General features: G+C 62.5%; 25 protein-coding genes. 7 read left to right on the plus strand and 18 right to left on the minus strand.

Annotated elements, in window-relative coordinates:
- The first annotated feature begins 51 nt into the window (after positions 1–51).
- Positions 52–1,134 (plus strand): TIGR03118 family protein, encoded by a 1,083-nt coding sequence (locus OX459_RS09965; protein WP_289904878.1) that lies wholly within the window; start codon positions 52–54, stop codon positions 1,132–1,134.
- A gap of 55 nt (positions 1,135–1,189) precedes the next feature.
- Here OX459_RS09965 and OX459_RS09970 read toward each other — a convergent pair whose 3' ends face one another.
- Entirely contained in the window at positions 1,190–2,083 is an 894-nt protein-coding gene (locus OX459_RS09970; protein WP_099667876.1) for a neutral zinc metallopeptidase, read from the minus strand.
- 165 nt (positions 2,084–2,248) lie between these two features.
- Between OX459_RS09970 and OX459_RS09975 the strand changes: the two genes are divergently transcribed.
- The gene (locus OX459_RS09975; RefSeq protein WP_289904879.1) at positions 2,249–3,142 is read left to right on the plus strand and encodes a GNAT family N-acetyltransferase; all 894 of its coding nucleotides are present in this window, start codon (positions 2,249–2,251) and stop codon (positions 3,140–3,142) included.
- Positions 3,143–3,151: 9 nt separating this feature from the next.
- Here OX459_RS09975 and OX459_RS09980 read toward each other — a convergent pair whose 3' ends face one another.
- The gene (locus OX459_RS09980) at positions 3,152–3,850 is read right to left on the minus strand and encodes a hydrolase (protein WP_289904880.1); all 699 of its coding nucleotides are present in this window, start codon (positions 3,848–3,850) and stop codon (positions 3,152–3,154) included.
- Positions 3,851–3,957: 107 nt separating this feature from the next.
- Between OX459_RS09980 and OX459_RS09985 the strand changes: the two genes are divergently transcribed.
- Positions 3,958–4,632, plus strand: coding sequence for a TetR/AcrR family transcriptional regulator (locus tag OX459_RS09985; RefSeq protein ID WP_289904881.1), 675 nt, complete (start codon positions 3,958–3,960; stop codon positions 4,630–4,632).
- On the opposite strand, the gene OX459_RS09990 is transcribed toward OX459_RS09985, so the two are convergent.
- The 7 genes from OX459_RS09990 to OX459_RS10020 all read right to left on the minus strand — a co-directional run bounded on the left by OX459_RS09990 (position 4,595) and on the right by OX459_RS10020 (position 10,116).
- Positions 4,595–5,275, minus strand: coding sequence for a DNA alkylation repair protein (locus OX459_RS09990; RefSeq protein WP_289904882.1), 681 nt, complete (start codon positions 5,273–5,275; stop codon positions 4,595–4,597). The two genes, OX459_RS09985 and OX459_RS09990, sit on opposite strands and share 38 nt — an antisense overlap.
- A gap of 198 nt (positions 5,276–5,473) precedes the next feature.
- The gene (locus tag OX459_RS09995; protein ID WP_034756072.1) at positions 5,474–6,250 is read right to left on the minus strand and encodes a peptidylprolyl isomerase; all 777 of its coding nucleotides are present in this window, start codon (positions 6,248–6,250) and stop codon (positions 5,474–5,476) included.
- Between the two features lie 116 nt (positions 6,251–6,366).
- Positions 6,367–7,146: a peptidyl-prolyl cis-trans isomerase gene (locus OX459_RS10000; RefSeq protein ID WP_077404793.1), complete on the minus strand. Its 780-nt coding sequence runs from the start codon at positions 7,144–7,146 to the stop codon at positions 6,367–6,369.
- Positions 7,147–7,258: 112 nt separating this feature from the next.
- Positions 7,259–7,561, minus strand: a complete 303-nt coding sequence (locus tag OX459_RS10005) for a BolA family protein (protein WP_251348613.1) — start codon at positions 7,559–7,561, stop codon at positions 7,259–7,261.
- Positions 7,558–8,187 carry a septation protein A gene (locus OX459_RS10010; protein WP_099411909.1) on the minus strand — a complete coding sequence of 210 codons (630 nt, stop codon included), beginning with the start codon at positions 8,185–8,187 and terminating at the stop codon, positions 7,558–7,560. Before OX459_RS10010 ends, OX459_RS10005 begins: the two co-directional genes overlap by 4 nt.
- Positions 8,188–8,262: 75 nt before the next feature.
- Positions 8,263–8,664 carry a peptide-methionine (R)-S-oxide reductase MsrB gene (msrB, locus tag OX459_RS10015; RefSeq protein WP_034756083.1) on the minus strand — a complete coding sequence of 134 codons (402 nt, stop codon included), beginning with the start codon at positions 8,662–8,664 and terminating at the stop codon, positions 8,263–8,265.
- Positions 8,665–8,673: 9 nt separating this feature from the next.
- Positions 8,674–10,116: a protein adenylyltransferase SelO gene (locus OX459_RS10020; RefSeq protein WP_289905577.1), complete on the minus strand. Its 1,443-nt coding sequence runs from the start codon at positions 10,114–10,116 to the stop codon at positions 8,674–8,676.
- Positions 10,117–10,377: 261 nt separating this feature from the next.
- Between OX459_RS10020 and OX459_RS10025 the strand changes: the two genes are divergently transcribed.
- Positions 10,378–12,030: a 3-(methylthio)propionyl-CoA ligase gene (locus OX459_RS10025; protein ID WP_289904883.1), complete on the plus strand. Its 1,653-nt coding sequence runs from the start codon at positions 10,378–10,380 to the stop codon at positions 12,028–12,030.
- A 6-nt stretch (positions 12,031–12,036) separates the two neighbouring features.
- Here OX459_RS10025 and OX459_RS10030 read toward each other — a convergent pair whose 3' ends face one another.
- The 4 genes from OX459_RS10030 to OX459_RS10045 are packed head-to-tail and all read right to left on the minus strand — an operon-like array spanning position 12,037 to position 16,908.
- Positions 12,037–13,563, minus strand: coding sequence for a chemotaxis protein CheW (locus tag OX459_RS10030; RefSeq protein WP_257219017.1), 1,527 nt, complete (start codon positions 13,561–13,563; stop codon positions 12,037–12,039).
- Positions 13,550–14,083, minus strand: coding sequence for a chemotaxis protein CheD (locus OX459_RS10035; protein WP_289904884.1), 534 nt, complete (start codon positions 14,081–14,083; stop codon positions 13,550–13,552). Before OX459_RS10035 ends, OX459_RS10030 begins: the two co-directional genes overlap by 14 nt.
- Positions 14,080–14,904: a protein-glutamate O-methyltransferase CheR gene (locus tag OX459_RS10040; RefSeq protein ID WP_289904885.1), complete on the minus strand. Its 825-nt coding sequence runs from the start codon at positions 14,902–14,904 to the stop codon at positions 14,080–14,082. The genes OX459_RS10035 and OX459_RS10040 overlap by 4 nt, the downstream gene beginning before the upstream one ends.
- A 3-nt stretch (positions 14,905–14,907) precedes the next feature.
- Entirely contained in the window at positions 14,908–16,908 is a 2,001-nt protein-coding gene (locus OX459_RS10045) for a PAS domain-containing methyl-accepting chemotaxis protein (protein WP_289904886.1), read from the minus strand.
- A gap of 627 nt (positions 16,909–17,535) precedes the next feature.
- Here OX459_RS10045 and OX459_RS10050 point away from each other — a divergent pair.
- Entirely contained in the window at positions 17,536–19,623 is a 2,088-nt protein-coding gene (locus OX459_RS10050) for a 3-hydroxyacyl-CoA dehydrogenase NAD-binding domain-containing protein (RefSeq protein WP_289904887.1), read from the plus strand.
- Positions 19,624–19,668: 45 nt separating this feature from the next.
- Here OX459_RS10050 and OX459_RS10055 read toward each other — a convergent pair whose 3' ends face one another.
- The 3 genes from OX459_RS10055 to OX459_RS10065 form a co-directional block, all read right to left on the minus strand.
- Positions 19,669–20,517: an alpha/beta hydrolase gene (locus tag OX459_RS10055; protein WP_289897824.1), complete on the minus strand. Its 849-nt coding sequence runs from the start codon at positions 20,515–20,517 to the stop codon at positions 19,669–19,671.
- Positions 20,518–20,624: 107 nt separating this feature from the next.
- On the minus strand, positions 20,625–21,023 hold the full coding sequence (locus OX459_RS10060; protein WP_289904888.1) for a VOC family protein: 399 nt from the start codon (positions 21,021–21,023) through the stop codon (positions 20,625–20,627).
- Positions 21,024–21,124: 101 nt separating this feature from the next.
- The gene (locus OX459_RS10065) at positions 21,125–21,418 is read right to left on the minus strand and encodes a DUF2798 domain-containing protein (RefSeq protein ID WP_289904889.1); all 294 of its coding nucleotides are present in this window, start codon (positions 21,416–21,418) and stop codon (positions 21,125–21,127) included.
- A gap of 97 nt (positions 21,419–21,515) precedes the next feature.
- Here OX459_RS10065 and OX459_RS10070 point away from each other — a divergent pair, with 97 nt between their 5' ends.
- Positions 21,516–22,421, plus strand: a complete 906-nt coding sequence (locus tag OX459_RS10070; protein WP_251348622.1) for a LysR family transcriptional regulator — start codon at positions 21,516–21,518, stop codon at positions 22,419–22,421.
- On the opposite strand, the gene OX459_RS10075 is transcribed toward OX459_RS10070, so the two are convergent.
- Positions 22,418–23,167 (minus strand): nucleotidyltransferase domain-containing protein, encoded by a 750-nt coding sequence (locus OX459_RS10075; protein ID WP_289904890.1) that lies wholly within the window; start codon positions 23,165–23,167, stop codon positions 22,418–22,420. The genes OX459_RS10070 and OX459_RS10075 overlap by 4 nt on opposite strands.
- A gap of 193 nt (positions 23,168–23,360) precedes the next feature.
- On the opposite strand from OX459_RS10075, the gene OX459_RS10080 reads away from it, so the two are divergent.
- A complete protein-coding gene (locus OX459_RS10080) occupies positions 23,361–23,561 on the plus strand; it encodes a hypothetical protein (RefSeq protein WP_077404762.1) in 201 nt (66 codons plus the stop codon).
- Positions 23,562–23,658: 97 nt separating this feature from the next.
- Here OX459_RS10080 and OX459_RS10085 read toward each other — a convergent pair whose 3' ends face one another.
- On the minus strand, positions 23,659–25,359 hold the full coding sequence (locus tag OX459_RS10085; protein ID WP_289904891.1) for an MFS transporter: 1,701 nt from the start codon (positions 25,357–25,359) through the stop codon (positions 23,659–23,661).
- Between the last annotated feature and the right edge of the window lie 31 nt (positions 25,360–25,390).

The following is a 25,390-nucleotide window of genomic DNA, read 5'->3' on the forward strand; positions in this document are numbered from 1 at the left end:
ACCCTGATGGCAGGCAGCGCAACTCTGCCGATCACGCAGAAGGGGAACGCCATGAAAACGCATACCACCAGGCAGATTGTTTGCGCCTGTCTCGCCGCCGCGCTGGCCACCGTGCTGTTTGCCTGCGGCGGCGGCCATCACCATCACAAGCCGCCAGCCCTGAACGCATATGCGGCGACCAGCCTCGTGTCCGATACGGCCGCGCTGCCGGCCGCGCACACGGACCCTAACCTCGTCAATGCCTGGGGCGTGGCGTTCAATCCGCGCGGCTTCGTCTGGGTGGCGGCGAATGGCACGGCGAAGTCGACCTTATACGACGGCAACGGCGTGCCGCAATCGCTGGTGGTCAGCACGCCGGCAGGGCCGACGGGCATCGTCTTCAACGGCACGCAGGATTTCAAGCTGAGCCAGAATGGCGTGACGGCGCCCAGCCCCTTCATCTTCGCCAGCGAAAGCGGGAGCATCTCGGCCTGGTCGCCCACGGTCAGTCCCGTCACGGCCCTGGTCGTGTATGACGGCAGCGCCGGCGGCAGCGTCTACAAGGGCCTGGCGATTGCCGCCTATGCGGGCGCCAACTACCTGTACGCGGCCGATTTCCATAACGGGCGCGTCGACGTCTTCGATGCCAATTTTGCCAGGGCCAGCTGGCCTGGCGCGTTCAGCGATCCCGGCTTGCCGGCCGGCTATGCACCGTTCGGCATCCAGGCCATCGGCGAGCGCATCTATGTCGCCTATGCCAAGCGCGAAGCCAGCGGCGACGACGAGGAGGCGGGCGCGGGCCTGGGCATCGTCAATGTGTACGACACCGGCGGCACGCTGATCAAGCGGCTGGTGAGCGGTGGGGCCTTGAATGCGCCATGGGGCATGGCGCTGGCGCCGGCCGACTTCGGCTCTGCCAGCAATATGCTGTTGATCGGGAATTTTGGCGATGGCAAGATCAACGCCTATGACACCGTCACGGGCAAGGCTGGCGGGCCGCTGCTCAAGCCCGACGGCACGCCGCTGGTGATCGATGGCTTGTGGGGCATCGCCTTCGGCAATGGCCTCAACAGCCAGCCCGTCAATACCCTGTTCTATGCGGCCGGGCCGGCTGACGAGGCGCACGGACAATATGGGCGCATCGACGTGAGGTAGCGTGGCACGGGCAGGCGCGCCGTGCCCAGTGCGCCTGCAACCGGCCGGCAAGGGCCTACAGTTGGCGTGCCTCGAAGGTGTTGCACTGGGAAATCTGGCCGCTCTCGATGCCCTTGCTGAACCAGCGCACGCGCTGCTCCGAGGTGCCGTGCGTAAACGAGTCCGGCACGACATGGCCTTGCGACTGGCGCTGCAGCGCATCGTCGCCGATGGCCGTGGCCGCTTTCAGGGCCGCTTCCACGTCGCCCTGTTCCAGGATCTTGCGGTCGGCGTTCGCGTGATACGCCCACACGCCGGCAAAGCAGTCGGCCTGCAATTCCAGGCGCACGGACATGGCGTTGGCCTGGCGCTCCGATTGCGTGCGGCGGGCATTGTCGACCTTCTCGGACAAGCCCATCAGGTTTTGCACGTGGTGGCCCACTTCATGCGCGATCACGTAGGCTTCGGCAAATTCGCCCGAGACCTTGAAGCGCTGCTGCATCAGGTTGAAGAAATCGAGGTCCAGGTAGACTTTCTGGTCGCCAGGGCAATAGAAAGGCCCGCTGGCGCTCTGGCCCGTGCCGCAAGCCGTCGGCGTGCTGCCGGAAAACAGCACCAGCTTGGGTTTCACATAGCTGCCGCCTTCGGCCTTGAACAGGGCGCCCCAGGTGTCTTCCGTATCGGCCAGCACGGTTTTCACGAAGCGGGCCATCTCGTCCGATTCGGGCGGCTGGCGCGCGGGCGACTGGCTTTGCTGGGTGCTGATCTGGCCGCCACCGCCGCTGAGCAGGTTGAGCAAGGTCAAGGGATTGACGCCCAGCACATACGAGCCGACGAGGGCGATGACGATGGTGCCGATGCCGATCGAGCGCCCGCCAAAACCGAAGCCGCCACCGCCGCCGCCCCCACCGCCGTCTTCGCCACGGCGATCTTCCACATTGTCGCTTTCGCGATTGCCTTCCCATTTCATGATATCTACTCCTGCTGCGATTTGCGATTGATTGGTGACGTCGCAAGATGCGTCTGGCGACGAATCTTATGACGAGTCTTATAATTATCGCAGCAAACCGCGCCGCGACAGGAGCGACAGTGTTACGCTTTGCAACTTTCCACCCACATCACAACAGGTACACGCATGGCGCTTGCCAACGATACACGCATTTCTCCCGTCGCGGTGGTCCAGGCCCAACTGGACGCCTACAACGCGCACGACGTGCCGGCCTTGCTGGCCATCTATGCCGATGACGCACAGCAATTCCAGCATCCCGATGCCTTGCTGGCCACAGGCAGCGGGCAAATCGGCCCCCGTTTCACGGCCCGCTTCGCCGCCAGCAAACCGCACGCGCAGTTACTCAACCGCATCGCCTGCGGCAAGCTGGTGATCGACCATGAAATCGTCCATGGCGACACGGACGATGGCGTGTCGGCGCAGGAACTGGTGGCGACGTATGAAGTGGAGCAGGGACGCATCAGCCGCGCCTGGTTCAGCTTTGGCGCTTTGAGCAGCTTGCGCGTGGCGCTGCCGGCCGATGTGCCTGCCATGAACGCGCTGATTGCCCGTTCCGGCGTGGCGCTGAGCGCGGGGTTTTATACGCCGGAACAGGCCGAGTCCGTGACGCGCCACGTGTTCGGCGTCGATACGCAGCTCGTTGCCGACCAGACGTATTTCGTCATCGAACGGGAGGGCGCCATGCTGGCCTGCGGCGGCTGGAGCCGGCGCGCCACCCTGTATGGCGCCGACCGCGCCAAGAGCGGCCCGGACCCGCTGCTCGATCCGGCCAGCCAGCCGGGCCGCATCCGCGCCTTCTTTGTGGAGCCAGGCGCCGCGCGTCAGGGCCTGGGCAGCATGCTGATGCGCCATTGCGAACGCCAGGCGCTGGCCGCCGGTTTTACCTCTCTGGAACTGGCCGCCACCTTGCCCGGCGTGCCACTGTACCTGGCCAGCGGCTTTGCCGTGACGGAAGAGTTTTATCTGGACTTGCCCGATGGCCTCAAACTGCCGCTGGCGCGCATGCACAAGCGGCTGTAAGGACCTGCCTTACCAGGGCAGCGGGGCCTTTTCGCCGTTGCCATGTTCGCCGTAGTACAGCGACGGCAAGAAGCGCGACAGGTAGGTAAATTCGCTGTAGCAATGGCGCAGCAAGTTCAGGCCCAGCACGTCGGGCACGTCGCGCATGGGGTTCAGGCTATTGCGGCCTAGCAAGAAGCGGCTGCGCAGCACGCAGCCCGTGGGGGTGTCGCGCGTCAGGTGCAGCATTTCGCCATCGAGCGGGTCGCCCTGGGGATCGAGCACCACATGGTCGCCGAAGCCGATGCGCGCGCAGATGGCGGCCGACAGGGCGCCGCTGTCCCTGGCCTGTTGCAGTTGCGCCGTATCAAATACATCCTTCGGATCATGGAACTTCAGCTTGGCTTTCACGGGCGGAATGTCGCCCAGCGATTCCACTGCCTCGATCGAGGCGCCATAGTAACTTTCTCCCTTTTTCCACGCGCTGTTCCAGCCATGATGGGCCACGTGATCGTGCGGGTGCCACCATTTGATGTGCTGCGTCGTCTCGAAAAACGTAAACCACCAGTCCAGCATGCGCCCGCTGCAGCCGTGCAGTTCCGTGCGCGCTGCCACCAGCAGGCAACCGTTTTCCAGGCGCGTGACGCCCGTTTCCAGGTGCAGGGGGAATGGGTCGAGCAAGTCGCCCGTGCTGGTAATGCTCCATGGGAATTCAATATGCTGCGTCATGTCGTTCTCCTTTGTTGAGGTGAGCCAATTATATATTAAAGAAACGTTTAGCGTTTCCTAAATATGTTTCAGTGTAAAATTGCTCATCGATCAAGCTTGGAGCTGGCATGCAGGAAGAAGAGAGCAAGGCCTTGCGCGGACGGGGCCGTCCGGCGCGGCCTCCCGAGGAGGCACGCGAGGCGGCCGTGCAGGCGGCTACCTGGCTGCTGCTGAACGAAGGCTATGCGGCCACGACCATGGAAGCGGTGGCGCGCCACGCGGGCATGGCAAAGAAATCGCTGTATCAATACGCGGCCAACCGCGAGGAACTGGTCGCCCTGGTGGTGCGCGGCTGGACGGACGCTTTCCTGCCGGCCATGGCGCACGATGCGGCCGGGCCTGGCGAGGTGTTGCCGCTGTTAAAAGAGATCTTGCAGGCGATGGCGGCGCGCGTGCTGACGGCGGACGCCGTGGGACTGTTCCGCCTGCTGTGCACGGAGTTTCCCGCCCGCGCGGATTTACTTGCCGTGTATCAGCGCAACGGCATCGAGCGGGGCACGGCCCTGCTGGCCGACTGGCTGCAGCGCCAGGCCGCGCGCGGCCATCTGGCGCTGCAGGATGGGCGGGAGCTGGCCGGCTTGCTGCTGGCCATGGTGATTGCCGAGCCCCTGCGGCAGATGGCCCTGGGCTTGCTGGCGCCCGCGCCGGCCTGGGATGCCGCGCCGCGCATCGATGCGGCGCTGCGCCTGCTGGGCGGCTCGGCCTTCAGCGTGGCTGGTGTTTCAACGCTTCGCGGTAGCTGAGCGCCGACAGTTGCTGGCGGTGCGCGTCGGCAAATGTCGACACGGCCTCGGGCGCGTGGCGCGCGTAGTCGCGCAAGGCCCAGCCGATGGCCTTGCGGATGAAAAACTCGTCTTCGTGGGCCAGCGCCAGCGCCGCGCCGAACAGCCAGGCCGCATCCGTCTCGGCCCGCCAGCCCAGCTGGTGCAGCATGGCGATGCGGCGCAGCCAGAAGTCCTCATGGCGCAAGGCGCCCTCCATGTGCGCATGGCCGTCGCCGCTGCGCTGTTGTTCCGCCTGCAGCACCTCGCCGACGATGCCCGCCATGCCGTCGACGCTGTCCCACCACGCGCGCTGGCGCGCCAGTGCCAGCAGGGCGGGGAGGTGCTCGATGCCCAGCTGGCGCCGGTGCAGGGCCAGCATGTCGAGCGCCACGTGCTGGTATTCGCGCTCCGGCTGTTGCCACAGCAGTTGCGCATGTTCCAGCAGGGCATCGGCACCGATGCCTTGCAAGCCCGCCAGCAAGCCCCTGGCGGCCAGCCGCCGCTGCGGCGCTGCCACGCCCAGGAAAACGAACTGGTCGCGCATGTAGGCCTGCATGGGCCCCGCACGGCCCGGTTCGGCAACCGCTTCCAGCGCCGCCTTCAGTTCTGCATGTAAATCCATCGCATCTCGCTTTTTTCAGACGTAAAAAAAGCGCTCCGAAGAGCGCTCTTGTCCAGCCATCCAAACGGCTGATAGAAGCGTAGCGAGCGGCAGCGATTTGTGGCCGAGACGCGCAACCGTACGAAAGTACGGGGCCGCCGAGGCGGTGAGCATCGCAGGCCGCAAAGCGCGACGCGCAGTAGCTTATATCAGGCGTTTTTATTGGATTTTTGCCTTCTTCATCAACTCATCGCGGTAGGCGGCGAGTTTCTTCTGTTGCAGCGACTCGGCCACCTGGCCCTTGACTTCTTCCAGTGCCGGCAACTTCGTCGGACGGGTTTCTTCCAGCTTGATCACGTGGAAGCCGAATTGCGATTGCACGGGCGTTTGCGTGACCTGGCCTGGTTTCAGGGCGACCATGGCGTCGGAGAATGGCTTCACGTACGAAGCTGGGCTAGCCCAGTCCAGGTCGCCGCCATTGGCTGCGGAACCGTCTTTCGATACTTTTGCCAGTTCTTCGAACTTGGCGCCGCCTTTCAGCTTGGCGATGATGTCTTTCGCTTCCGCTTCGGTGGCTACCAGGATGTGGCGTGCATGGTATTCCTTGTCGCCCGCTTGTGCCTTGAACTTGTCGTATTCGGCCTTGATTTCAGCGTCCTTGACTGGGTTCTTCTTCACGTAGTCGGCCAGCAGGGCGTTGATGATGATGCTTTGACGGGCATTGTCGATCTGCGACTTGACTTCCGGACGCGTGCCGTAGCCTTGTTTGTCGGCTTCCTGGATCAGCACTTCACGGCCGATCAGGTCTTTTTTGATGGCTTCGCGCAATTGCGGCGAATCGGCTTGTTTGCCTTGGGCGACGACTTGCTTGACGACCTGGTCGACGCGCGACGAAGGGATGGCCTTGCCGTTCACGGTGGCCACGTTTTGCGCGAACGCAGGGATCGCTACAACGGCGACCAGGGCTAAGATCAGGCGGGCTGGCTTCAAAATCATGTTCATTCCTAATAAGTATACAAAAACCGATACAAAAGATCGCGACTGCCGTGCAGTACGCATTCAGGCGCAGAATACACGACCGGCGCCGAAAAGGGCGCCGGGGAGGTCAGTTCTTACTGAACTTTCGCTTTTTTGATCATTTCTTCCTGATACGCTTGCAGTTTCTTTTGCTGCAGCGCTTCGGCGATCTGTGGCTTGACTTCTTCCAGGGTTGGCAATTTTGCCGCGCGGGTGTCGTCCAGCTTGATCACGTGGAAACCGTTAGGCGTTTGCACCGGGGTGTCGGTGACCTGGCCTTTTTGCAGTTTCACGAAGGCGTCGGAGAAGACTTTCGGGAAGGACGATGGCGCTGCCCAATCCAGGTCGCCGCCGTTGTCGGCCGAGCCGGCATCTTTCGATTGCTTGGCCAGGTCTTCGAACTTGGCGCCGCCTTTCAGCTTGGCGATGATGTCTTTCGCTTCCGCTTCGGTCGCTACCAGGATGTGGCGTACGTGGTATTCCTTGTCGCCGGTCTGGGCCACGAAACGGTCGTATTCCGCCTTGATTTCAGCGTCGTTGACGGGGTTCTTTTTCAGGTAGTCGCCGACCAGGGCGTTGATGACGATGGCCTGGCGTGCGTTCTCGATTTGCTGCTTGACTGCTGCATCTTTACCGAAACCTTTGTTTTCCGCTTCTTGCATCAGCACTTCACGGCCGATCAAGTCCTTCTTGATCATTTCGCGCAATTGCGGCGAATCCGGTTGCTGGCCTTGGGCGACGACTTGCTTGACGACTGCATCAACGCGCGACGATGGGATAGGCTTGCCATTAACAACGGCAACATTTTGCGCAAAAACAGGTACCGCGACAACGGCGAGTAGTGCGATCAGCAAGCGGGCTGGCTTAAAAGTCATTATTAAATCCTGTTAGGGAAAGTTTCGTAAAAAACGCATGGAAAGAAATCCAGGCATGGCGCCAGAAGCAAGGGCATACCCAAGTGATCCGGGTACGCCAAAAACGCCATCCTTATGCTACCTCGGACGGCGCCAATGCCACAATCGCCAATGCATGTATCTCATTATGCATCATATCGTGCACGGAATCATACACCAGTCGATGGCGCATGACGAGCCTGAGCCCCTCAAATTGACTAGAAATAATGCGTAGATTGTAATGGCCGCCGCCCGAGGCGGCGCCCGCATGGCCCCGGTGGCGCGCCGAGTCGTCTTCCAGCACGCATTCCAGAGGGGAAAGTGCCGTTTCCAGGCGGGTACGAATGCGCTGCATGCGCGTTTCCGGCGAAGTATTTTCGGTGGTGGTGTGCATCATGCGTCTTCCTTGATATGTTTGGCCAGGAACAGGGTTTGCGCCACGATGAAGGCAAAGAAAATGCCCGTCGCGCCAAACGCCTTGAAACTGACCCAGGCAGCCATGTCGCCCTTGTACAGCACGAAGGCGACGAACAGGTTCAGTGCGCCGATGGCGCCAAAGAAAATGATCCATGCGGCCAGCAGCTGGTTCCAGACGGCATCCGGCAATTGCACTTGCGCTTCCATGGTCTTGCGGATCAGGTTTTTCTTGAAACCCACGTGGGCGATCAAGAGGGCCAGGCCGGACAGCCAGTAGATCAGGGTCGGCTTCCATTTCAGGAAGAAATCGTCATGCAGGTAAATGCTGGCGCCGCCGAACACGACAAAGATGAACAGCGACAGCCACAGCATGCCGTCCACCTTGCGCCCGCGCAGCAGCAGATAGCTGACCTGGCAAGCCGTGGCGACGATGCCGACGAGGGTGGCAAGTATCCACGGCGCCTGGTCGGCCTTGATCAGGCCGCCGGACACGAAGCCGGACAGATATTGCTGCACGAAATCGTGCGTGGCCGCTTCATACATGCCGCCCAGTTTGAAGGCGGTGAAGAAGGCGATCAGGGGGAAGAGGTCGAATAGAAATTTCATGGCGAGACTTTACACTGGTCTTATTAAAATCATCTTAGGAATGGCTTAGGAGCAAGGCCCAAGCCATTGCCGGCATCACGGCTGCGGATCGAAGCGCAGGGAAGCCGAATTGATGCAATAGCGCAAGCCGGTCGGCGGCGGGCCGTCCGGGAACACGTGGCCCAGGTGGGCGTCGCAGACGGCGCAGACGATTTCCGTGCGCACCATGCCGTGGCTGCGGTCGACGATTTCCGTGACATTCGCCGGGTCGAGCGCCTGGAAATAGCTGGGCCAGCCGCAGCCCGAGTCGAATTTCGTGTCCGAGGCAAATAGTGGCGTGTTGCAGCAGACGCAGGTGTAGACGCCGTGTTCATGGTGGTCCCAGAACTTGCCCGTGAAGGCCCGTTCCGTGGCCGCGTGGCGCGTGACTTCGTATTGCATCGAATCGAGCATGGCGCGCCATTCGGCGTCGGTTTTCTTGACTTTATTCGTGGTCATAAGGACTCCTTAGGATGAGCAGCTGACTTCAAGGTGGCTGGCCCAGTCGGGCGGCAGGGCCGCATAGTGCTGGTGTTCGGGCTGTTCGTCAAATGGCTTTTGCAAAACTTCCAGCAATTTCGCCACTTCCGTGTAATCGTGCTGCTGGGCTTTCTCGATGGCCACTTGCGCCAGGTAGTTGCGCAGCACGTATTTCGGGTTGACCTGGTTCATGGCTGCACTGCGCTCGGCATCGATACTCTTTTCTTGCAGCAGGCGCGCGCGGTAGGTCGTCGCCCACGCATCGAAGGCGGGGCGGTCGATGAACATGTCGCGCAGCATCGTGTCGTGTTCGGGGGCCGCCACTTGCAAGGTCGCCAGCGCGCGGAAGAAGTTGGTGAAATCCACGTGATTGGCTTGCATCAGCGCAAACATGCTGTCGAACAGGGCCGTGTCGTCGTCCTGCACCGTGCGCAAACCCAGCTTGACGCGCAGCAAGGCATTCATCTTGTCCGCAAACGCGGGCTGGTAGCCGTCCAGCGCCGCCTGCGCCAGCTCCACTTCGCCGATCAGCGGCAGCAGGGCCTGGCCCAGCGCATAGCAGTTCCAGTGGCCCACTTGCGGCTGGTTGGCGTAGGAATAGCGGCCCTGCTGGTCCGTATGGTTGCAGATGTGCTCGGCGTCAAACGCTTCCATGAAGCCGAAGGGGCCGTAATCGAGCGTCAAGCCCAGGATGGACATATTGTCCGTGTTCATGACGCCATGCATGAAACCCACGGCTTGCCAGTGCGCAATCATGTGCGCCGTGCGCACGCACACTTCGGCCAGCAAGGCTTGATATGGATTTGATGCGGCGCGCAAATGGGGATAAAAACCGTCGATGACGTAATCAGCCAGGATTTTCAGCTCCTCCGGCTTCTTGCGGTAAAACCAGTGTTCGAACGAGCCGAAGCGCACGAAACTGGGCGCCATGCGCGTCACGACGGCGGCCGTTTCCACCGTTTCGCGCATGATGCCTTGCTGCGAACCCATGATGGACAGCGCGCGCGAGGTGGGAATGCCCAGCGCCGCCATGGCTTCCGAGCACAGGAATTCGCGGATGGACGAGCGCAGCACGGCGCGCCCGTCGCCCATGCGTGAGTACGGCGTGGCGCCGGCGCCTTTCAGCTGCAGCTCCATCGGGCCGTGTTCGGTGGCGATATCGCCCAGCAAGATGGCGCGGCCGTCGCCCAGCTGGCCGGCCCAGACGCCGAACTGGTGGCCCGAATACACGGCCGACAGGGGAATCGAGCGCTCGGCAACCGTGTTGCCGCTCAGCAGCTCCACGTAATCGGGCCCGGCCAGGCGCGCGGCATCGAGGCCGACCAGGCTGGCGGCCGGCGCGCTGGCGGCCACGAAATACGGGGCGGGCAGGGGCGTGGGCATCAAGCGCGTATAGAACGCGGGCGGCAAGGCCGCAAAGGCGTTATCCAGTGGTAAGGTATGAGCGGTGATGGCAATTCCAGTCAGATAAGAGGGGCCGGCAAGGTGCGCCAGCCTGGAAGGCGATTTTACCGCACGGCGCCAAGCTGCGTGGCGGGCGCGGAAATGGGGCCAAGGCGGCAAAAAACGGAATCGAAAATTCCATGCTGCAATGCAATATCGAAATGCGTTGACGATTTCCGCACGACCGTACGAAACTAAGGAAAATCTTTAAATTCCAACAATAACCGAGTATCCAACCCAGGAGACACGATGTCGGCATTTCCCTTGAGTCCAGTGATGGGCCAGATGATGAATCAGCCCCTGCTGATTTCCAGCATTATCGAGTTTGCAGCGCGTCATTATGGAGGCAGCGAAATCATTTCGCGGCGGGTGGAGGGCGATATGCACCGTTATACCTACCGCGATTGCCACCAGCGCGCGCGGCGCCTGGCGAACGCCTTGCATGGCCTCGGCGTCGGCATGGGCGACCGGGTCGCCACCCTGGCCTGGAATGGCTACCGCCACCTGGAAGCCTATTATGCCGTGTCCGGCTCGGGCGCCGTGCTGCACACCATCAATCCGCGCCTGTTCCCCGACCAGATCGCCTACATCTCGAACCATGCCGAAGACCAGGTCTTGCTGTTCGATCTGACCTTCTTGCCCGTGGTGGAGAAAATCGCCGCCGACTGCACCTTTGTGCGCCACTTCGTGCTGATGTGCGACCGCGACCGCATGCCCGCCAGCAGCACGATTCCCGACCTGCTGTGCTATGAAGACTTGATCGCCACGCATTCCGACGATTACGCCTGGCCCCTGTTCGACGAAAATGCAGCCGCCACCCTGTGCTACACGTCGGGCACGACGGGCAACCCCAAGGGCGCCCTGTATTCGCACCGCTCGACCGTGCTGCACGCGTACGCGTCGGCCATGCCCAGCGCCCTGAATGTGCGCGCTTCGGACACCGTGCTGCCCGTCGTGCCCATGTTCCACGTGAACGCGTGGGGCTTGCCGTATTCCGTGCCCCTGTCCGGCGCGCGCATGGTGTTTCCCGGCGCGGCGCTCGATGGCAAGTCGCTGTATGAACTGTTCGAGGCGGAAAGAGTGACGTTTTCGGCCGGCGTGCCCACCGTCTGGCTGGGTTTGCTCAATCACGCCTTGCAGAATAACTTGCAGTTTTCTACCTTCCGCCGCACGGTGATCGGCGGCGCCGCGTGCCCGCCCGCCATGATGGATACCCTGATCGACAAGTTCGACATCGAGGTCATCCACGCCTGGGGCATGACGGAAATGTCGCCGCTGGGTACGGCCGGCGGCTTGCAGACCAAGCACCTGGACTTGCCGAAGGAGGAACAGCGCAAGATCCTGCAAAAGCAGGGCCATGCGATTTATGGCGTGGACATGAAGATCGTCGACGACGATGGCAAGGAATTGCCGTGGGATGGCGTGGCCTACGGCCATTTGCTGGTGAAAGGGCCGTGGATCATTTCCTCGTACTACAAGAACGAGGGCGGCGAGGTGCTGCAGGATGGCTGGTTCCCCACGGGCGACGTGGCCACCATCGACGGGGACGGCTACATGCAGATCACGGACCGCAGCAAGGACGTGATCAAGTCGGGCGGCGAGTGGATCGGCACCATCGACCTGGAAAACCTGGCCATGGCGCACCCGGCCGTGCTGCAGGCGGCCTGCATCGGCGTGTTCCACCCGAAATGGGACGAGCGCCCCGTGCTCGTGGTGGTGCTGCGTCCCGGCATGACGGTCACGCGCGATGCGTTACTGCAATTTTTCGAAGGCAAGATCGCCAAGTGGTGGACGCCGGACGACGTGCTGTTCATCGACGCCTTGCCCATGGGCGCCACGGGCAAGATCCAGAAAAACAAGCTGCGCGAGCAGTTCAAGGGGCACAAGTTGCCGGGCATGTAAAGCAGCCTAGGCCGCCTGCGGCAGCGCCGACCCCAGCTTTTCCAGCAAATGATCGCACTGGAAGACGGACAGGGTCTGGCGCTGCGCATCCGTGCCGATATCGATCATTTCATCCATTTCGCTGCGCAAGTCGTCATGCTCTCCCGTGCGGATGATTTGCGGTGCCGCAAAGCGCTGGCTGTCGGATATCGTCATGATGTTATCGACATGGTCGACGAGAAAACCGTAGCGCTCGTCACCCCGTTCCACGATCAGAATCTTGCCCGCGCTGGCGTCCGGCAAGGCCGGCATCGCGTACAGCTGGCGCAAGTCGATGATGCTGATCATTTGCTGGCGTAAATTCAGCATGCCGCGCATGCAGGCAGGCATGCCCGGCGGCGTGGTGATGGCGCCGCTGAAATCGATGATTTCGCGTACTTGTCCGATTTCCACGGCGAAGCGGGTTTCCACCGTAAACGTGATGTAGACGCGGCGCTGCGCCTTGCGCGTGGCGGCGGTGGCCGTTTCCGGGTCGCTGGGGTACAGGCGCGCGTGGCCGTCGCGCATTTCGACGATCTCCGCCTGCGACAGGATTTCCTTGTGGTCCAGGAAAATGATATCGCCCAGGCCTTCTTTTGTGATGCAGCCGGCAAACATGGCGGCGCGCGCCTTGCTCAGCAGGGGAATCGGCAGCACTTCGTCGCCAAAGAAATGCACGATGCTGTCGACGGAGTCGACGAGGAAGCCCACGGTCGTGTCCTCCAGGCGCACGACGATGATGCGCTGGTCGCCGGTGGCTGCCTTGCCCGGTTCGCCCGCCTGCAGCAGGGCGCCGAAATCGACGACGGCCACCTGGCTGCCGCGAAAATGCATGCGTCCCAGGCACAGTTCGCTGTTCAGCAGGGAACTGTGCAGTTCCGGCACCCGGATGATTTCCTGGATGGCCAGCATTTCGAAGGCAAACGTGGCGCCCGCCGCATGGAAGCTGACGCACTGCCGGCGTTCGCTTTGCGCGTGGTAGCGGGACGTGCTCAGCCTGGCGCCCGTCGCTTGCAGGGCCAGCACGTGGGGCACGTTTTCGATGCGCAGCAGGGCGTGCGGGTCGAGTACCTGCAGCAGGCGCGCGCCGCCGTCCTGCAGGATCGTGCCGGCGATGACGGCGTGGCTGTCGCCGGCCGCATAGTGCAGGGCGCTGCGGGCGCTGGCGGGCACGCGCAGGATTTCGCCCGTATCCTGGAAGACGATGCCGATCAGCACCTGCTGGAAGTCGAGGATGGCGATCTTGTCCGTGGCCACGGCGCGCGGCGCGTCGGCGCGGAACAAGCGGCCCAGGTTGACCACCGGAATGACGCTGCCGCGCAAGGTGAACATGCCTTCCAGGTAGGCGGGCGACAGGGGCAGGGCGGTGACTTTCGCGGGGTAATTGACGACCTCGCGGATGCAGCTGGCGGGCAGGGCGAATTCATCGTCGCCCAGGTGGAAGGAGCCGAACAGTTCGGTGGCCGTGTCGCTGGCGCCCTGCGCTTGCAAGCCCGTTGCTTCATGCATATCCATATGCGCCTTCCTTGCGTGGAATCAATTCGGGTTGCGCCACCACATCGGTGACGGCATAGCTGTGCCGGGCGCAATCGATCAGCAACTGGCGCCCGTGGCGGCCGCCCAGCGCGCAAAAACTGACGTGCAAGCCGCACTGGTCCAGGTATTTTTGCGCCGCTTCCGCGTTTTGCCGGCCCACTTGCAAGCGCCCGTTGCGCGGGCCAAACATGCTGGCGCCGCCCGCCAGCACCACTTCGATATCGGCGTAATCGGCCTGGCGCACGCCCATCAGGCGCAGCAGCGAGGGCACGGCCTGGCTCACATAGCGTGCATTCGGAGCGCCAGGGGCGCCGGCGGTACCGGGCGCTTCCGGCAGCAGGCAGTGGGCCAGGCCGCAGCACGGGCCATTCTTCCAGATGAAGCCGATGCCGATGCAGGAGCCGAGCAAGGCTTGCAGCTGCTCGCCCTGCGTGCCCACGCTGAGTTGCCCCATGCCAACATGTTGCAGCGGCAGCTTATGCTCGATGATGATGCTCATGCGGTACCCGCCTTATAAATCATGGGAAACTCGAATTGATAGCCGGTGCCGAGGCGGGCGATGGTTTCCGACTCGCCCAGGATCAGCCGGCCCTCGTCCTTCAGGCTCAGGCGCGCCTGGCGCAGCACGGTTTCCTGGTGCTCGGCGTCGAAATAAATGAGCACATTGCGCAGGAAGACCAGGTCGAAGCGCTGGGCCGGGCGCAGCGCTTCCAGCAAATTATGCTGGGCAAAGCTGACGTGCTGGCGCAATTCCTCGTTGACCTTGACGCCATACGGCGCGGGCGTGAAATATTTGCGCAGCAAGTCCGGATGCGACAGGCGGATGCGCTCGACGGAGCGGCCGCTGTACTGACCGGCCCGCGCCGCGCCCAGGATCTGCTGCGAAATGTCGCTGGCCAGGATCTGGTAGCGGAAGGCGGGCGCCTGCTGCTTGAATTGCTCGCACAGCATGGCGATCGAATACAGTTCTTCGCCGCTGGCGGCGGCCGCCGACCAGATGGCGAGGCAGCCGCCCGGATGCGCGCGGGCCCAGGCGGGCAGGTAGCGGTCGCGGAAGTAATCCCAGATGGACGGCGTGCGGAAGAACAGGGTGTCGTTGGTGGTCACCAGGTCGATGAAATGGGCCACCTCGTCGCGGTCGCTGGCCACGCGGTCCAGGTACGCCTGGTAGCTGTGCAGGGACAGCGCCTGCAGCCGTGGCTGCAAGCGCCGTTCCAGCAAGACGCTCTTGCGCGCTGTCATGGCGATGCCCGTATGCTGGCGCACCAGCGCGATCAGGGTCGTCAGCACCTCGGGCGTCAAGGTGGCCGCGTGGCTCATGGCCTACACCACGAAGCCGGAGACAGTCTGGTTCAGGCTGCCCGCGCGCTCGTTCAAGCCATCCGTCGAGCGGGCGATGCTGTCGCAGTTGGCAGCCGACTTTTCCGTTTCCTCGGCAATGTACTGGATCGCCGTGGACACTTCGCGCGCCGTCAGCAGCTGCTCGTTGGCCGCCTTCGAGATATCCGAGATGGCCAGGGTGGTCTTCGCCACGCCCGAGACGATCTTGTCGAAGGCGTCGCTGGCCTGGCGGGAGATTTCGCTGCCCGTCGAGACGCGCTTGACGGATTCGTTGATCAGCTTGGAAATTTCCTTGGTCGCCTGCGAGGAGCGCTCGGCCAGCTTGCGCACCTCGTCGGCGACGACGGAAAAGCCCAGGCCGTGCTCGCCCGCGCGCGCCGCCTCGATGGCCGCATTGAAGGCCAGCATGTTGGTCTGGTTGGCGATTTCGCTGATCACCTTGACGATTTCGCCGATGTCTTCCGACGAGCGGTTGATCAAGTCCATCGCTTCGATCGACTTGGCGACGGCGCGCGCGCCCGCTTCCGCTTCCTGCTGCGTGGCTTTCGCCAGGTAATCGGCGTTCGAGGTGTTTTCCGCGATGGAATTGATGGAAAATGTCAGGCCGTCGATGGAGGCGTTCATTTCTTCCACCGTGGCGCCCAGCGCCTGCGTGCCCACGGCCACGCCCGTGGCCCGTTCGGCGATCGCGTGCGAGGCGTCTGCAAAGCCGTTCGCCGCCGACACCACGTTGCCGATCACGCCGCGCAAGTCGATGATCATCTTGCTGATGCCGCCGGCCAGCAGGTCGATCGGCTCGTCTCCCTCGGGCACGATATTGCAGGTCAGGTCGCCTTGCGCCGCGCGCGCCACCGACTCGAGCAAGGCATTGACCTTGCGGCTGTCGTTGGCGGCCTTGGACTGGATGCTGTTTTCCAGGTTCACCTGTTCGCTGATGTCGATGGCGAACTTGACCACCTTATACGGCTTGCCGTTCAGGTCCAGGATGGGGTTGTAGGTGGCCTGTATCCACACCACCTTGCCATGGTTGCCCAGGCGCTTGTAGCGGCCCGCGTCGAATTCGCCGCGGTTGAGCTTTTGCCAGAATTTCTTGTACTCGGCGCTGCTCGCATACTCGGGCTCGCAAAACATGCGGTGGTGCTCGCCCTTGATATCGCTCAAGTCATAGTCCATGACGGCGAGGAAATTGTCGTTCGCATCCAGCACATTGCCCTGCATGTCGAATTCGATCACGGCCTGCGCCTTGCCGATGGCGCTGACCTTGCCTTCGTACTCGGCGTTGCGCTTTTTCAGGGCCGTGACGTCGCTGGCGAACTTGACCACCTTGAAGGGCCGGCCTTCCGTATCGAAAATGGGGTTGTACGAGGCGTTGAGCCAGATTTCGCGGCCGTCCTTGGTGAGGCGCTTGTATTCGCCCGCGTCGAACTGGCCTTGCCCCAGCTTGTGCCAGAACTGCGCATAGTCGTCGCTGTTGGCGTAGTCGGGCAGGCAAAACATGCGGTGATGCTTGCCCTTGATCTCGTCGAGCGTGTAGCCGACGGACTTGAGGAAATTGTCGTTGGCGTCGAGGATGGTGCCGTCGAGCCGGAATTCGATCACGGCCTGGGCCTTGCTGATGGCGTCGATCTTGCCTTCGTAATCGGCGTTGCGGCGCTTGGTGGCCGTGATGTCGGTGGCAAACTTGATGACTTTATACGGTTTGCCGTCCGCGTCGAGGATGGGGTTGTAGGATGCGTTGATCCACACTTCGCGCCCATCCTTGGCGCGGCGCTTGTATTCGCCATGGTCGAACTCGCCACGTCCCAGCTTGGCCCAGAAGTTGCTGTATTCATCCGTCTTGACATACTCGGGGTCGCAGAAGATGGCATGGTGCTTGCCTTGTACTTCCGCCAGGGTATAGCCGACGACGCGCAGGAAATTGTCGTTCGCATGCAGGATGGTGCCGTCGAGTTCGAATTCGATCACGGCCTGGACACGGTTCAATGCAGTATTTATCGCTTGTAAGTCCAGATCCTGGGAGTGGCTGACATGGCTGGCTGCGTCCATAGTATTTCCTTCGGGGTGAGAAGAGGAATGGGAACGATAATGCCGCTGCTATTACTTTTACTGCTATCCATAAAAGGCAGCAATGTTATTGCCGCGGTCGACATCTGGTGATAATCGGTGAGAATGTGCGCGCAGAACGGCCGCCAGTGTTTTTCCTGCGGTATGCCTTATTGTAGATAAATTGTAGAGTATTGATTTGTATCAACAATTTTATTATTCCCCAGCATCTGGCGAAAAACAAGGGGCGGGAATAAATAATGTAAAAACTGTCGTAATTGGCCCATGTCGGCATATAACAAACGCATTTCCTTGCATAATAAAACGGCGTTATTATTATTGTGCTTTTATTATTTAAATGAATATCCAAGTGATAGCTTCTACTGGACCTTGCTGCATGCAGCAGAATCTTTCCGCAAATGATGTTGTACCATGGCGTACCATGCTGGCGCCGGCGCGCGCACGACAAAAATAATACGAGCGTTCTTTTATGCGGTATAGTGCAGCTTCATCCCTTGCAACCACCTCATCGCCAAGCAAAAACCTATAGACCAACAAGGAAGAGACATGAGTGCTGAATATCAAGTGAACGGCGCCGTTGCCGTCATTACCCTGGCCAACCCGCCCGTCAACGGCCTGGGCCTGGCGACGCGCACGGCCGCCGTGGCCGGCATCCGCCAGGCGCTGGCGGACGACGCCGTCAAAGCCATCGTCATCACGGGCGCCGGCAAGGCTTTTTCGGGCGGCGCCGATATCAAGGAATTCAATTCGCCCAAGGCGCTCACGGAACCAACGCTGCACACCCTGATCAACGTCGTCGAGCAATCGACCAAGCCCGTGGTGGCAGCCATCCACAGCGTCTGCATGGGCGGTGGCCTGGAGCTGGCGCTGGGCTGCAATTACCGCGTGGCCGCGCCTGGCGCGCAGATGGCCTTGCCTGAAGTCAAACTTGGCATCTTGCCGGGCGCGGGCGGCACGCAGCGCCTGCCGCGCGTGCTGGGCCTGGAAATGGCCCTGAACATGATCGTCTCGGGCACGCCCGTGGCATCCGAAAAACTGGCCGGCACGGCCCTGTTCGACGAAGTCATCGCGCCCGGCGCGGACTTGCTGGCCGCCGCCGTGGCCTTCGCCACGAAAGTGGGCGACGTGCGCCCGCTGCCGAAAGTGCGCGAGCGCAAGGTCGATTACCCGAACCACGAAGCGTTCCTGCAATTTTCGCGCAATACCGTGAAAGCCATGTCCGGCCCGTTCCCCGCACCGCTGAAATGCGTCGATGCCGTGGCGGCCGCCGTGACGATGAAGTTCGACGAGGGCTTGAAGTACGAGCGCGAACTGTTCATGCAGCTGGTGCAGTCGCCGGAATCGAAAGCCCTGCGCCACGCCTTCTTTGCCGAGAGGATCGCCAGCAAGGTGCCCGACGTGCCGGCCGAGACGCCCGTGCGCGCCATCGCCAGCGCGGCGATTGTCGGCGCCGGCACCATGGGCGGCGGCATCGCCATGAATTTCGCCAACGCGGGCATCCCCGTGACCTTGCTGGAAACGAAGCAGGAAGCGCTGGACAAGGGCCTGGCCACCATCCGCAAGAATTATGAAAACACGGTCAAGAAGGGTAAATTGACGCAGGACAAGGCCGAGCAGCGCATCGCGCTCGTTTCCGGCACGTTGGCGTATGCGGACATCGCGCAGGCGGACATCGTCATCGAAGCCGTCTTCGAAGAGCTGGGCGTGAAGGAAACCGTGTTCAGGCAGCTGGACGCCGTCATGAAGCCGGGCGCCATCCTCGCCTCGAACACCTCGACCCTGGACCTGGACAAGATCGCCGCGTTCACCCAGCGCCCGCAGGACGTGGTCGGCACGCATTTCTTCAGCCCGGCGAACGTCATGAAACTGCTGGAAATCGTCCGTGGCAATGAAACGGGCAAGGATGTGCTGGCCACGGCGCTGGCGCTGTCGAAAAAGCTGAAAAAGACGGGCGTCGTTTCCGGCGTGTGCGACGGTTTCATCGGCAACCGCATGATCGAGCAATACAGCCGCCAAGCCGGTTTCCTGCTGGAAGAAGGCTGCCTGCCGGAGCAGGTCGACAAGGCCGTCGAGAAATTCGGCTTTGCCATGGGTCCGTTCCGCATGGGCGACCTGGCCGGCAACGACATCGGCTGGGCCATCCGCAAGCGCCGCTATGTGGAAAAACCGGAAGTGAGCTACTCGAAGACGGCCGACCTGCTGTGCGAACTGGGGCGCTATGGCCAGAAGACGGGCGCCGGCTGGTACGACTACAAGCCGGGCGACCGCAAGGCGTACGCCTCGGAACAGGTCAACGCCATGATAGTCCAGCACTCCGCCGACATCGGCGTGGCGCGGCGCAAGATCAGCGACCAGGAAATCGTCGAACGGCTCGTGTATGCGCTCGTCAATGAGGGCGCGCGCATCCTGGAAGAGGGCATCGCCCTGCGCGCCTCGGACATCGACATGGTGTATCTGACGGGCTACGGCTTCCCGCTGTTCCGCGGCGGCCCGATGTTCTACGCGGACACGGTCGGCTTGCCGAACGTGCTCGACACCATCGCCGGCTATGCGAAAGGCCGCCACGGCGAAGCGTGGACGCCGGCGCCCCTGCTGGTGAAGCTGGCGGGCGAAGGCAAGGGCTTCAATAGTTGATGTTGGGTTGTTGAATGACAAAGGGCAGATTTCTCTGCCCTTTTTTTATTTCTTCTTCGCTACCATCTTGACCGCCTCGTTGACGATGACGGGGTTGTCCTTCTGGATGTAGTAGCCGGCGCCCGTGATGCGCTCGATGGCTGGCGCGCCGGACAGGCGCTGCCAATCCTTTTCCTGGGCCCGCACCACGTTTTCAAACGAGCCCATTTCCTCGATGCCGAACTTGTCGCGCACCAGCAGCATGGCGGGCACGCGCAGCGGGCTGCCCATGTCGACGTGCTGCAGACATTGCGTCTGGGCATCAAATTCGGCCGATTCCGTACTGTTGAACATCAGCTTGCGCCGCGTCTTGACGAGCATGGCGTAGGTGGATGCGTCCGTCTGCAGGCGGTTCCATTGCTGCGGATGCGTGGGATCGAGCAAGACCAGGCCGGCCACGTCCTGCGGGTACAGCTTCGCATACACATACTGGTACAGCCCGCCCAAGCCATGGCCGACCAGCACATACGGCGGTTTCAGGCCCGCTTGCGCCAGCAGGGCGCGCTGCTGGGCGGCGATGGTGCACGGGTCGCGCGGCGTGGTGGTTTTCTTGCTGTCGCCGTAGCCGGGACGGTCGTACACGAGCACGCGGTGCTGCTTGGCCACTTCGGGCGCCACCTTGGCCCACACATCCTTGCCGTCGCCCATGCCCGACTGGAACACGACGGGCACGCCGCCCTGGCCGCTCACGGTGTAGGCGATGCTGGCGTCGGGCAGGGCGGCGGTAGCCGGCACGCCGGGCATGACCGGGGTCGATGGCAACAGGGAGCAGCCGGAAAAACAGCCTGCCAGCAGCAAGCCTGCGCTGGAGAGGAGCATGGTGCGCGCGGGGCGGCCGACGAATAGATGATGCATGAATCTCCTTCTTGGTGCAGGGACCGGGGACCGGTATGGCGTGCCAGCCATTATAGGCAAATCGTCACGAAGTGGAAATGCCGAACAGAGACGGATTTCCCGTCCTGTCAGCCGGCGTCGGCGCGGTGGCAGACGGCTTCGATGCGGTTGCCGTCCGGATCGAACAAAAAGGCCGCGTAATAGCTGGCGTGATAGTGGCGCAAGCCGGGCGCGCCCAGGTCGATGCCGCCCTGCGCCAGTCCCGCGTGCCAGAACGCTTCCACGGCCGCGCGCGAGGGGGCCTTGAAGCAGCAATGGCGGCGCGGCGCGTCGTCGGGCGCGGGGCCCAGGCGGACGGAAAAATAGCTGCGTTCGGGGTGTTCGGCATCGCTGCGCTCGCCATAGCCTATCCACGCATTGGCATGGTCGCTGCCCACCTTGGGCACGCCGAGTGCGGCGAAGATGGCGTCGTAGAAGCGCTCGGCGCGTTCCAGGTCGCTGACGGTGAGGGAAACGTGGTCGAGCATGGTCACTCCGCAGTAAAAACAAGGACGGCCATAGCATAGCCCGGATCAGGGCGGCCGTGGGCGGGAGTGACCGAGTGATACTGCCGGTGGCCGACTGCTGGTTAAGGTCGGCGGACGCACGCACATGGCCCATCGGCCGCGCAGGCGGGGCAGGTCGGCGCCGGGCGCGCCAGCCGGGTGACGATATTGCGGCTGATGACTTGCACGCGGGGCGCGAACAGCATCACGGCGCAGAAGGCCACGGGCCAGGCGGCGAAGAACGCGTGGCGCCAGCGGGGCAGGAAGTCCGCCTGCAGGCCGATATTGAGCCAGGTGACCCAGGCGCTCATCAGCAGGGTCATGACCAGCGACATCAGGAAAGCAAATACGCAACGCAAACGCAGGGCTTCGGACATGGGACACTTTCAAAATGGTAAGGAAAGGGCAGCGTAACAACTTGCAGCAATCTATACTAGGGCCATATTTTTAATTTCAAATTCCGAAAATGCAATCATGCTCGATGATTTAGCCCTGTTTGTTTCCATTGTCGAGGCGGGCAGCCTGCATGCGGCGGCCGTCAAGGAAGACTTGCCCGCCGCGACCGTCACGCGCCGGCTGCAAAAGCTGGAAAGCCAGCTCGGTTACCGCTTGCTCAACCGCAGCGCGCGCCGCTTGCAGCCGACGGCGGAAGGCTGGCAATACTACGAGCAGTGCCGTCCCCTGGTCCATGCCCTGCGGCAAGCCACGCAGCAACTCGATGCCAGCCTGTCGGCCGTCTCGGGCAGCATCCGCGTGCTGGCGCCCGTCAACTTCGCCAGCGGCTTGCTGACGCCGGCCTGGGTCAGCTTCATGCAGAAGTATCCGGACATCCGCCTGGAGCTGGAACTGTCGAACCTGCTGCAAGACCTGGTGGGCAGCGGCGCCGACCTGGCCATCCGCGTGGGCTCGCTCGACGACTCCTCGCTGATGCAGCGCCGCCTGGGCAGCGCCGCGCTGGTGATGGTGGCCGCGCCCGGCTACCTGGCGCGCGCCGGCGTGCCGCGCGACTTGCAGGAGCTGGAAAAGCATGAGCTGATCGTGGCCGAACCGCTGCGCACCTGGCGCTTGCGGCGGCCCGGCGACGGCGCCGAAATGGTGATCGAACCGCAGGCGCGCCTGCGCGTGAACGAGATGCGCCTGGCCGTGGAGATGGCCGACGCGGGCATCGGCATCCTGCTGTGTCCGCTTCTGCAATGCCGCGACGAAGTGGCCAGCGGCAGCCTGGTGCGCGTGCTGCCCGACTGGATGCCGCAGCCGCGCCACGTGTACGCCGTGTGGACGCAGCGGCGCTACCTGCCGGCCCGCGTGCGCGTGCTGCTCGAACACCTGGCGGCGTTTGCGGCCGGCAATCCGCTGTTGAACGACGAGGCCGGCGTCTAGCCCGCCTGTTGCTGCACCAGCCACTGCGTGAATCGGCGCAGCGCCGGCGCAAAGCCGCTGGCCGGCGCGGCGCCGGGCCTGGCCTGGGCAAGAAAATAGGCCGCCTGCGCCTGCATGGCGGGATAGCGGCGCAGCAACAGCGCGACATGCTCGTCCAGGCTGGCGGGCCAGCCGGGATCGCCATCCTGGCGCAGCAGGTTGCAGGAACGGATCAGCTTGCGCGACGCTTCGCGCTGCAGGCGGGCGATGGCGGCAGGGTCGCGCTCGTCATCGAGGCGCCGCGCATAATCGTCCAGCACGCGGGCAAAGTCGCCATTCACGGCCAGGGCGATGGCGCGCGAGGGTGCGAACGGCGCAAAGTGCGGCGCCAGGTCCTCGCCCCACAGGCAGCGGCACTGGTGCTTGAGCCAGTAGCCCCAGCTGTACAGGTGCTCCGGCGCCAGCACCTGGGCCCGGTGGCCGATATCGAAATCGATTTTCAGTACTTCCCGGTGGCGTGACTGCAGGGCCAGGCGCAGCGCTTCCAGCGTTTCCAGTTGCGGCGGCGTGGGCGGCTGGCGCAGCACCAGGGTCAGGTCGAGGTCGGACACGCCCGGCGTGGCATCGCCGCGGGCGATGCTGCCATACAGGTAGATGCCGTCCAGCAAGTTGCCGGCGTGCGCAGCCAGGCTGGCGCAGACGTCTTGCAGCAAGGCGTCGAAATGGTGCTGCAGCGGGCCGCAGGGGGCGGGAGGAATGGTCGGCATGCCTGGGGACGAGTCCGGTGGGAGAAACTTCCACCATAGCATGCAGTGGGGCGCGCGCAGGTAATCCTTTCTAATAAGTAATACCGAGCGCTTGTACTTTTCGCCAGGATCGCGTTAAGATAAAGCTGCCCGCTTATCCAGTGGGCAATCTGGTGTTTTTCGCGCAATCCCGTCCCTATCCATGAGAGTAGCAATGAAATATCTGATCATTCCCTTCTTGCTGGCCATTACTGGCTGTGAAGTACTGTATGACGCAAACCGGGACAAGATCGGCGAGTATTGCAACAGCCTCAATAATTTTGACGACCGCAACGCCTGCCGCAAGCGCAACCAGACCAGCTACCAGGAATACGTGCAGCAGCGCGACCAGCTGAAAAAGAAAAACGACAAGTAAGCCTGCCGCCATAGACGCCACATAAAAAAACGCCGCTGACCAGTCAGCGGCGTTTTGCTTTGCGGACCCCGGTCTTGCGGCCGGGGCTGGCATCCATTTAATCGTCGGCGTAGATATTGTTGTCCTTGGTTTCCTTGACGAACAGGGTGCCGATCACGACAGTCGCCAGGGCGACGACGATCGGATACCACAGGCCATAATAAATGTCGCCCTTGAAGGCCACCAGCGCGAAGGCCGTGGTCGGCAGCAGGCCGCCGAACCAGCCGTTACCGATATGGTAGGGCAGGGACATCGAGGTGTAACGTATGCGCGTCGGGAACATTTCCACCAGCATGGCGGCGATCGGGCCATACACCATGGTCACGTACAGCACCAGGATGAAGAGCAGCAGGACGACCATCGGCTTGTTGATCTGGTCCGGATCCGCTTTCGCAGGGTAGCCCGCTTCCTTGATGCCGGCGCCCAATTCTTTCTTCAGCGCCGCTTCGTGGGCCTTGCTGTCCGCATCGAAGTTCAGGCCGTCGGCCGTCATGACGGCGTTGAACGAGCTAAATTCCTTCGTACCGATGCGCACCTTGGCGATGCTGCCGGCCGGCGCGTCTTCCTTCGTGTAGTTCACCGAGCTGTTCGACAGGAAGCCCGTGGCGATGTCGCACGACGATGGGAACTTCTTCGTACCCGTCATGTTGAACTGGAAGTGGCAGGAAGCCGGATCGGCCACGACGACCACTGGCGAGTTCTTCAGTGCCGCTTCCAGCTGCGGGTTGGCGAAGTGGGTCAGGCCGTTGAAGATCGGGAAGTAGGTGGCTGCGGCGATCAGGCAGCCGCCGAGGATGATGTACTTGCGGCCGATGCGGTCGGACAGGCTGCCGAAGAACAGGAAGAACGGCGTGGCCAGCAGCAGGGCGACGGCGACGAGCACGTTGGCCGTTGCCAGGTCCACCTTCAGGGTCTGGATCATGAAGAACAGGGCGTAGAACTGGCCCGTGTACCACACGACAGCCTGGCCGGCGGTCAGGCCGATCAGGGCCAGGATGACGATCTTCAGGTTTTTCCACTTGCCGAACGCTTCCGTCAGCGGGGCTTTCGAGGTCTTGCCCTCGGCCTTCATCTTGGCAAACGCCGGCGATTCATTCATGGCCAGGCGGATCCACACGGAAATACCCAGCAGGATGACGGAGACGAGGAAGGGAATGCGCCAGCCCCACGCTTCGAAATCCTTCTCGCCGGTTGCCAGGCGGGTGCCCAGGATGACCATCAGCGACAGGAAGAAGCCCAGGGTTGCCGTCGTCTGTATCCACGCCGTGAACGCGCCGCGCTTGCCTTCAGGCGCATGCTCGGCCACGTAGGTGGCTGCGCCGCCGTATTCGCCGCCCAGCGCCAGGCCTTGCAGGATGCGCAGGATGACGAGGATGATCGGTGCGGCGATGCCGATGGACGCATGGCCCGGCAGCAAGCCGACGATGAAGGTGGAGCCGCCCATGATCAGAATGGTGATCAGGAAGGTGTACTTGCGGCCGATCATGTCGCCCAGGCGGCCGAAGACCAGCGCGCCGAACGGACGCACGATGAAGCCGGCGGCAAAGGCCAGCAGCGCGAAGATGAAGGTGGTGGTGGGGTCGCCGATGAAGAATTGCTTGGCGATGATCGATGCCAGCGAACCGTACAGGTAAAAATCGTACCATTCAAAGACGGTGCCCAAGGAGGATGCAAAGATGACCTTGCGTTCCTCTGGCGTAATCGGCGTTCCTTTGGTGGAAATTTTCCGTACGTCGGCAGAGCCGGATGGTGATGCCATGGTTTGTCTCCCTATGTTTTATAGTGAACTG

This window comes from Janthinobacterium sp. SUN026, from assembly GCF_030397625.1.
Taxonomy (GTDB): domain Bacteria; phylum Pseudomonadota; class Gammaproteobacteria; order Burkholderiales; family Burkholderiaceae_D; genus Janthinobacterium; species Janthinobacterium kumbetense.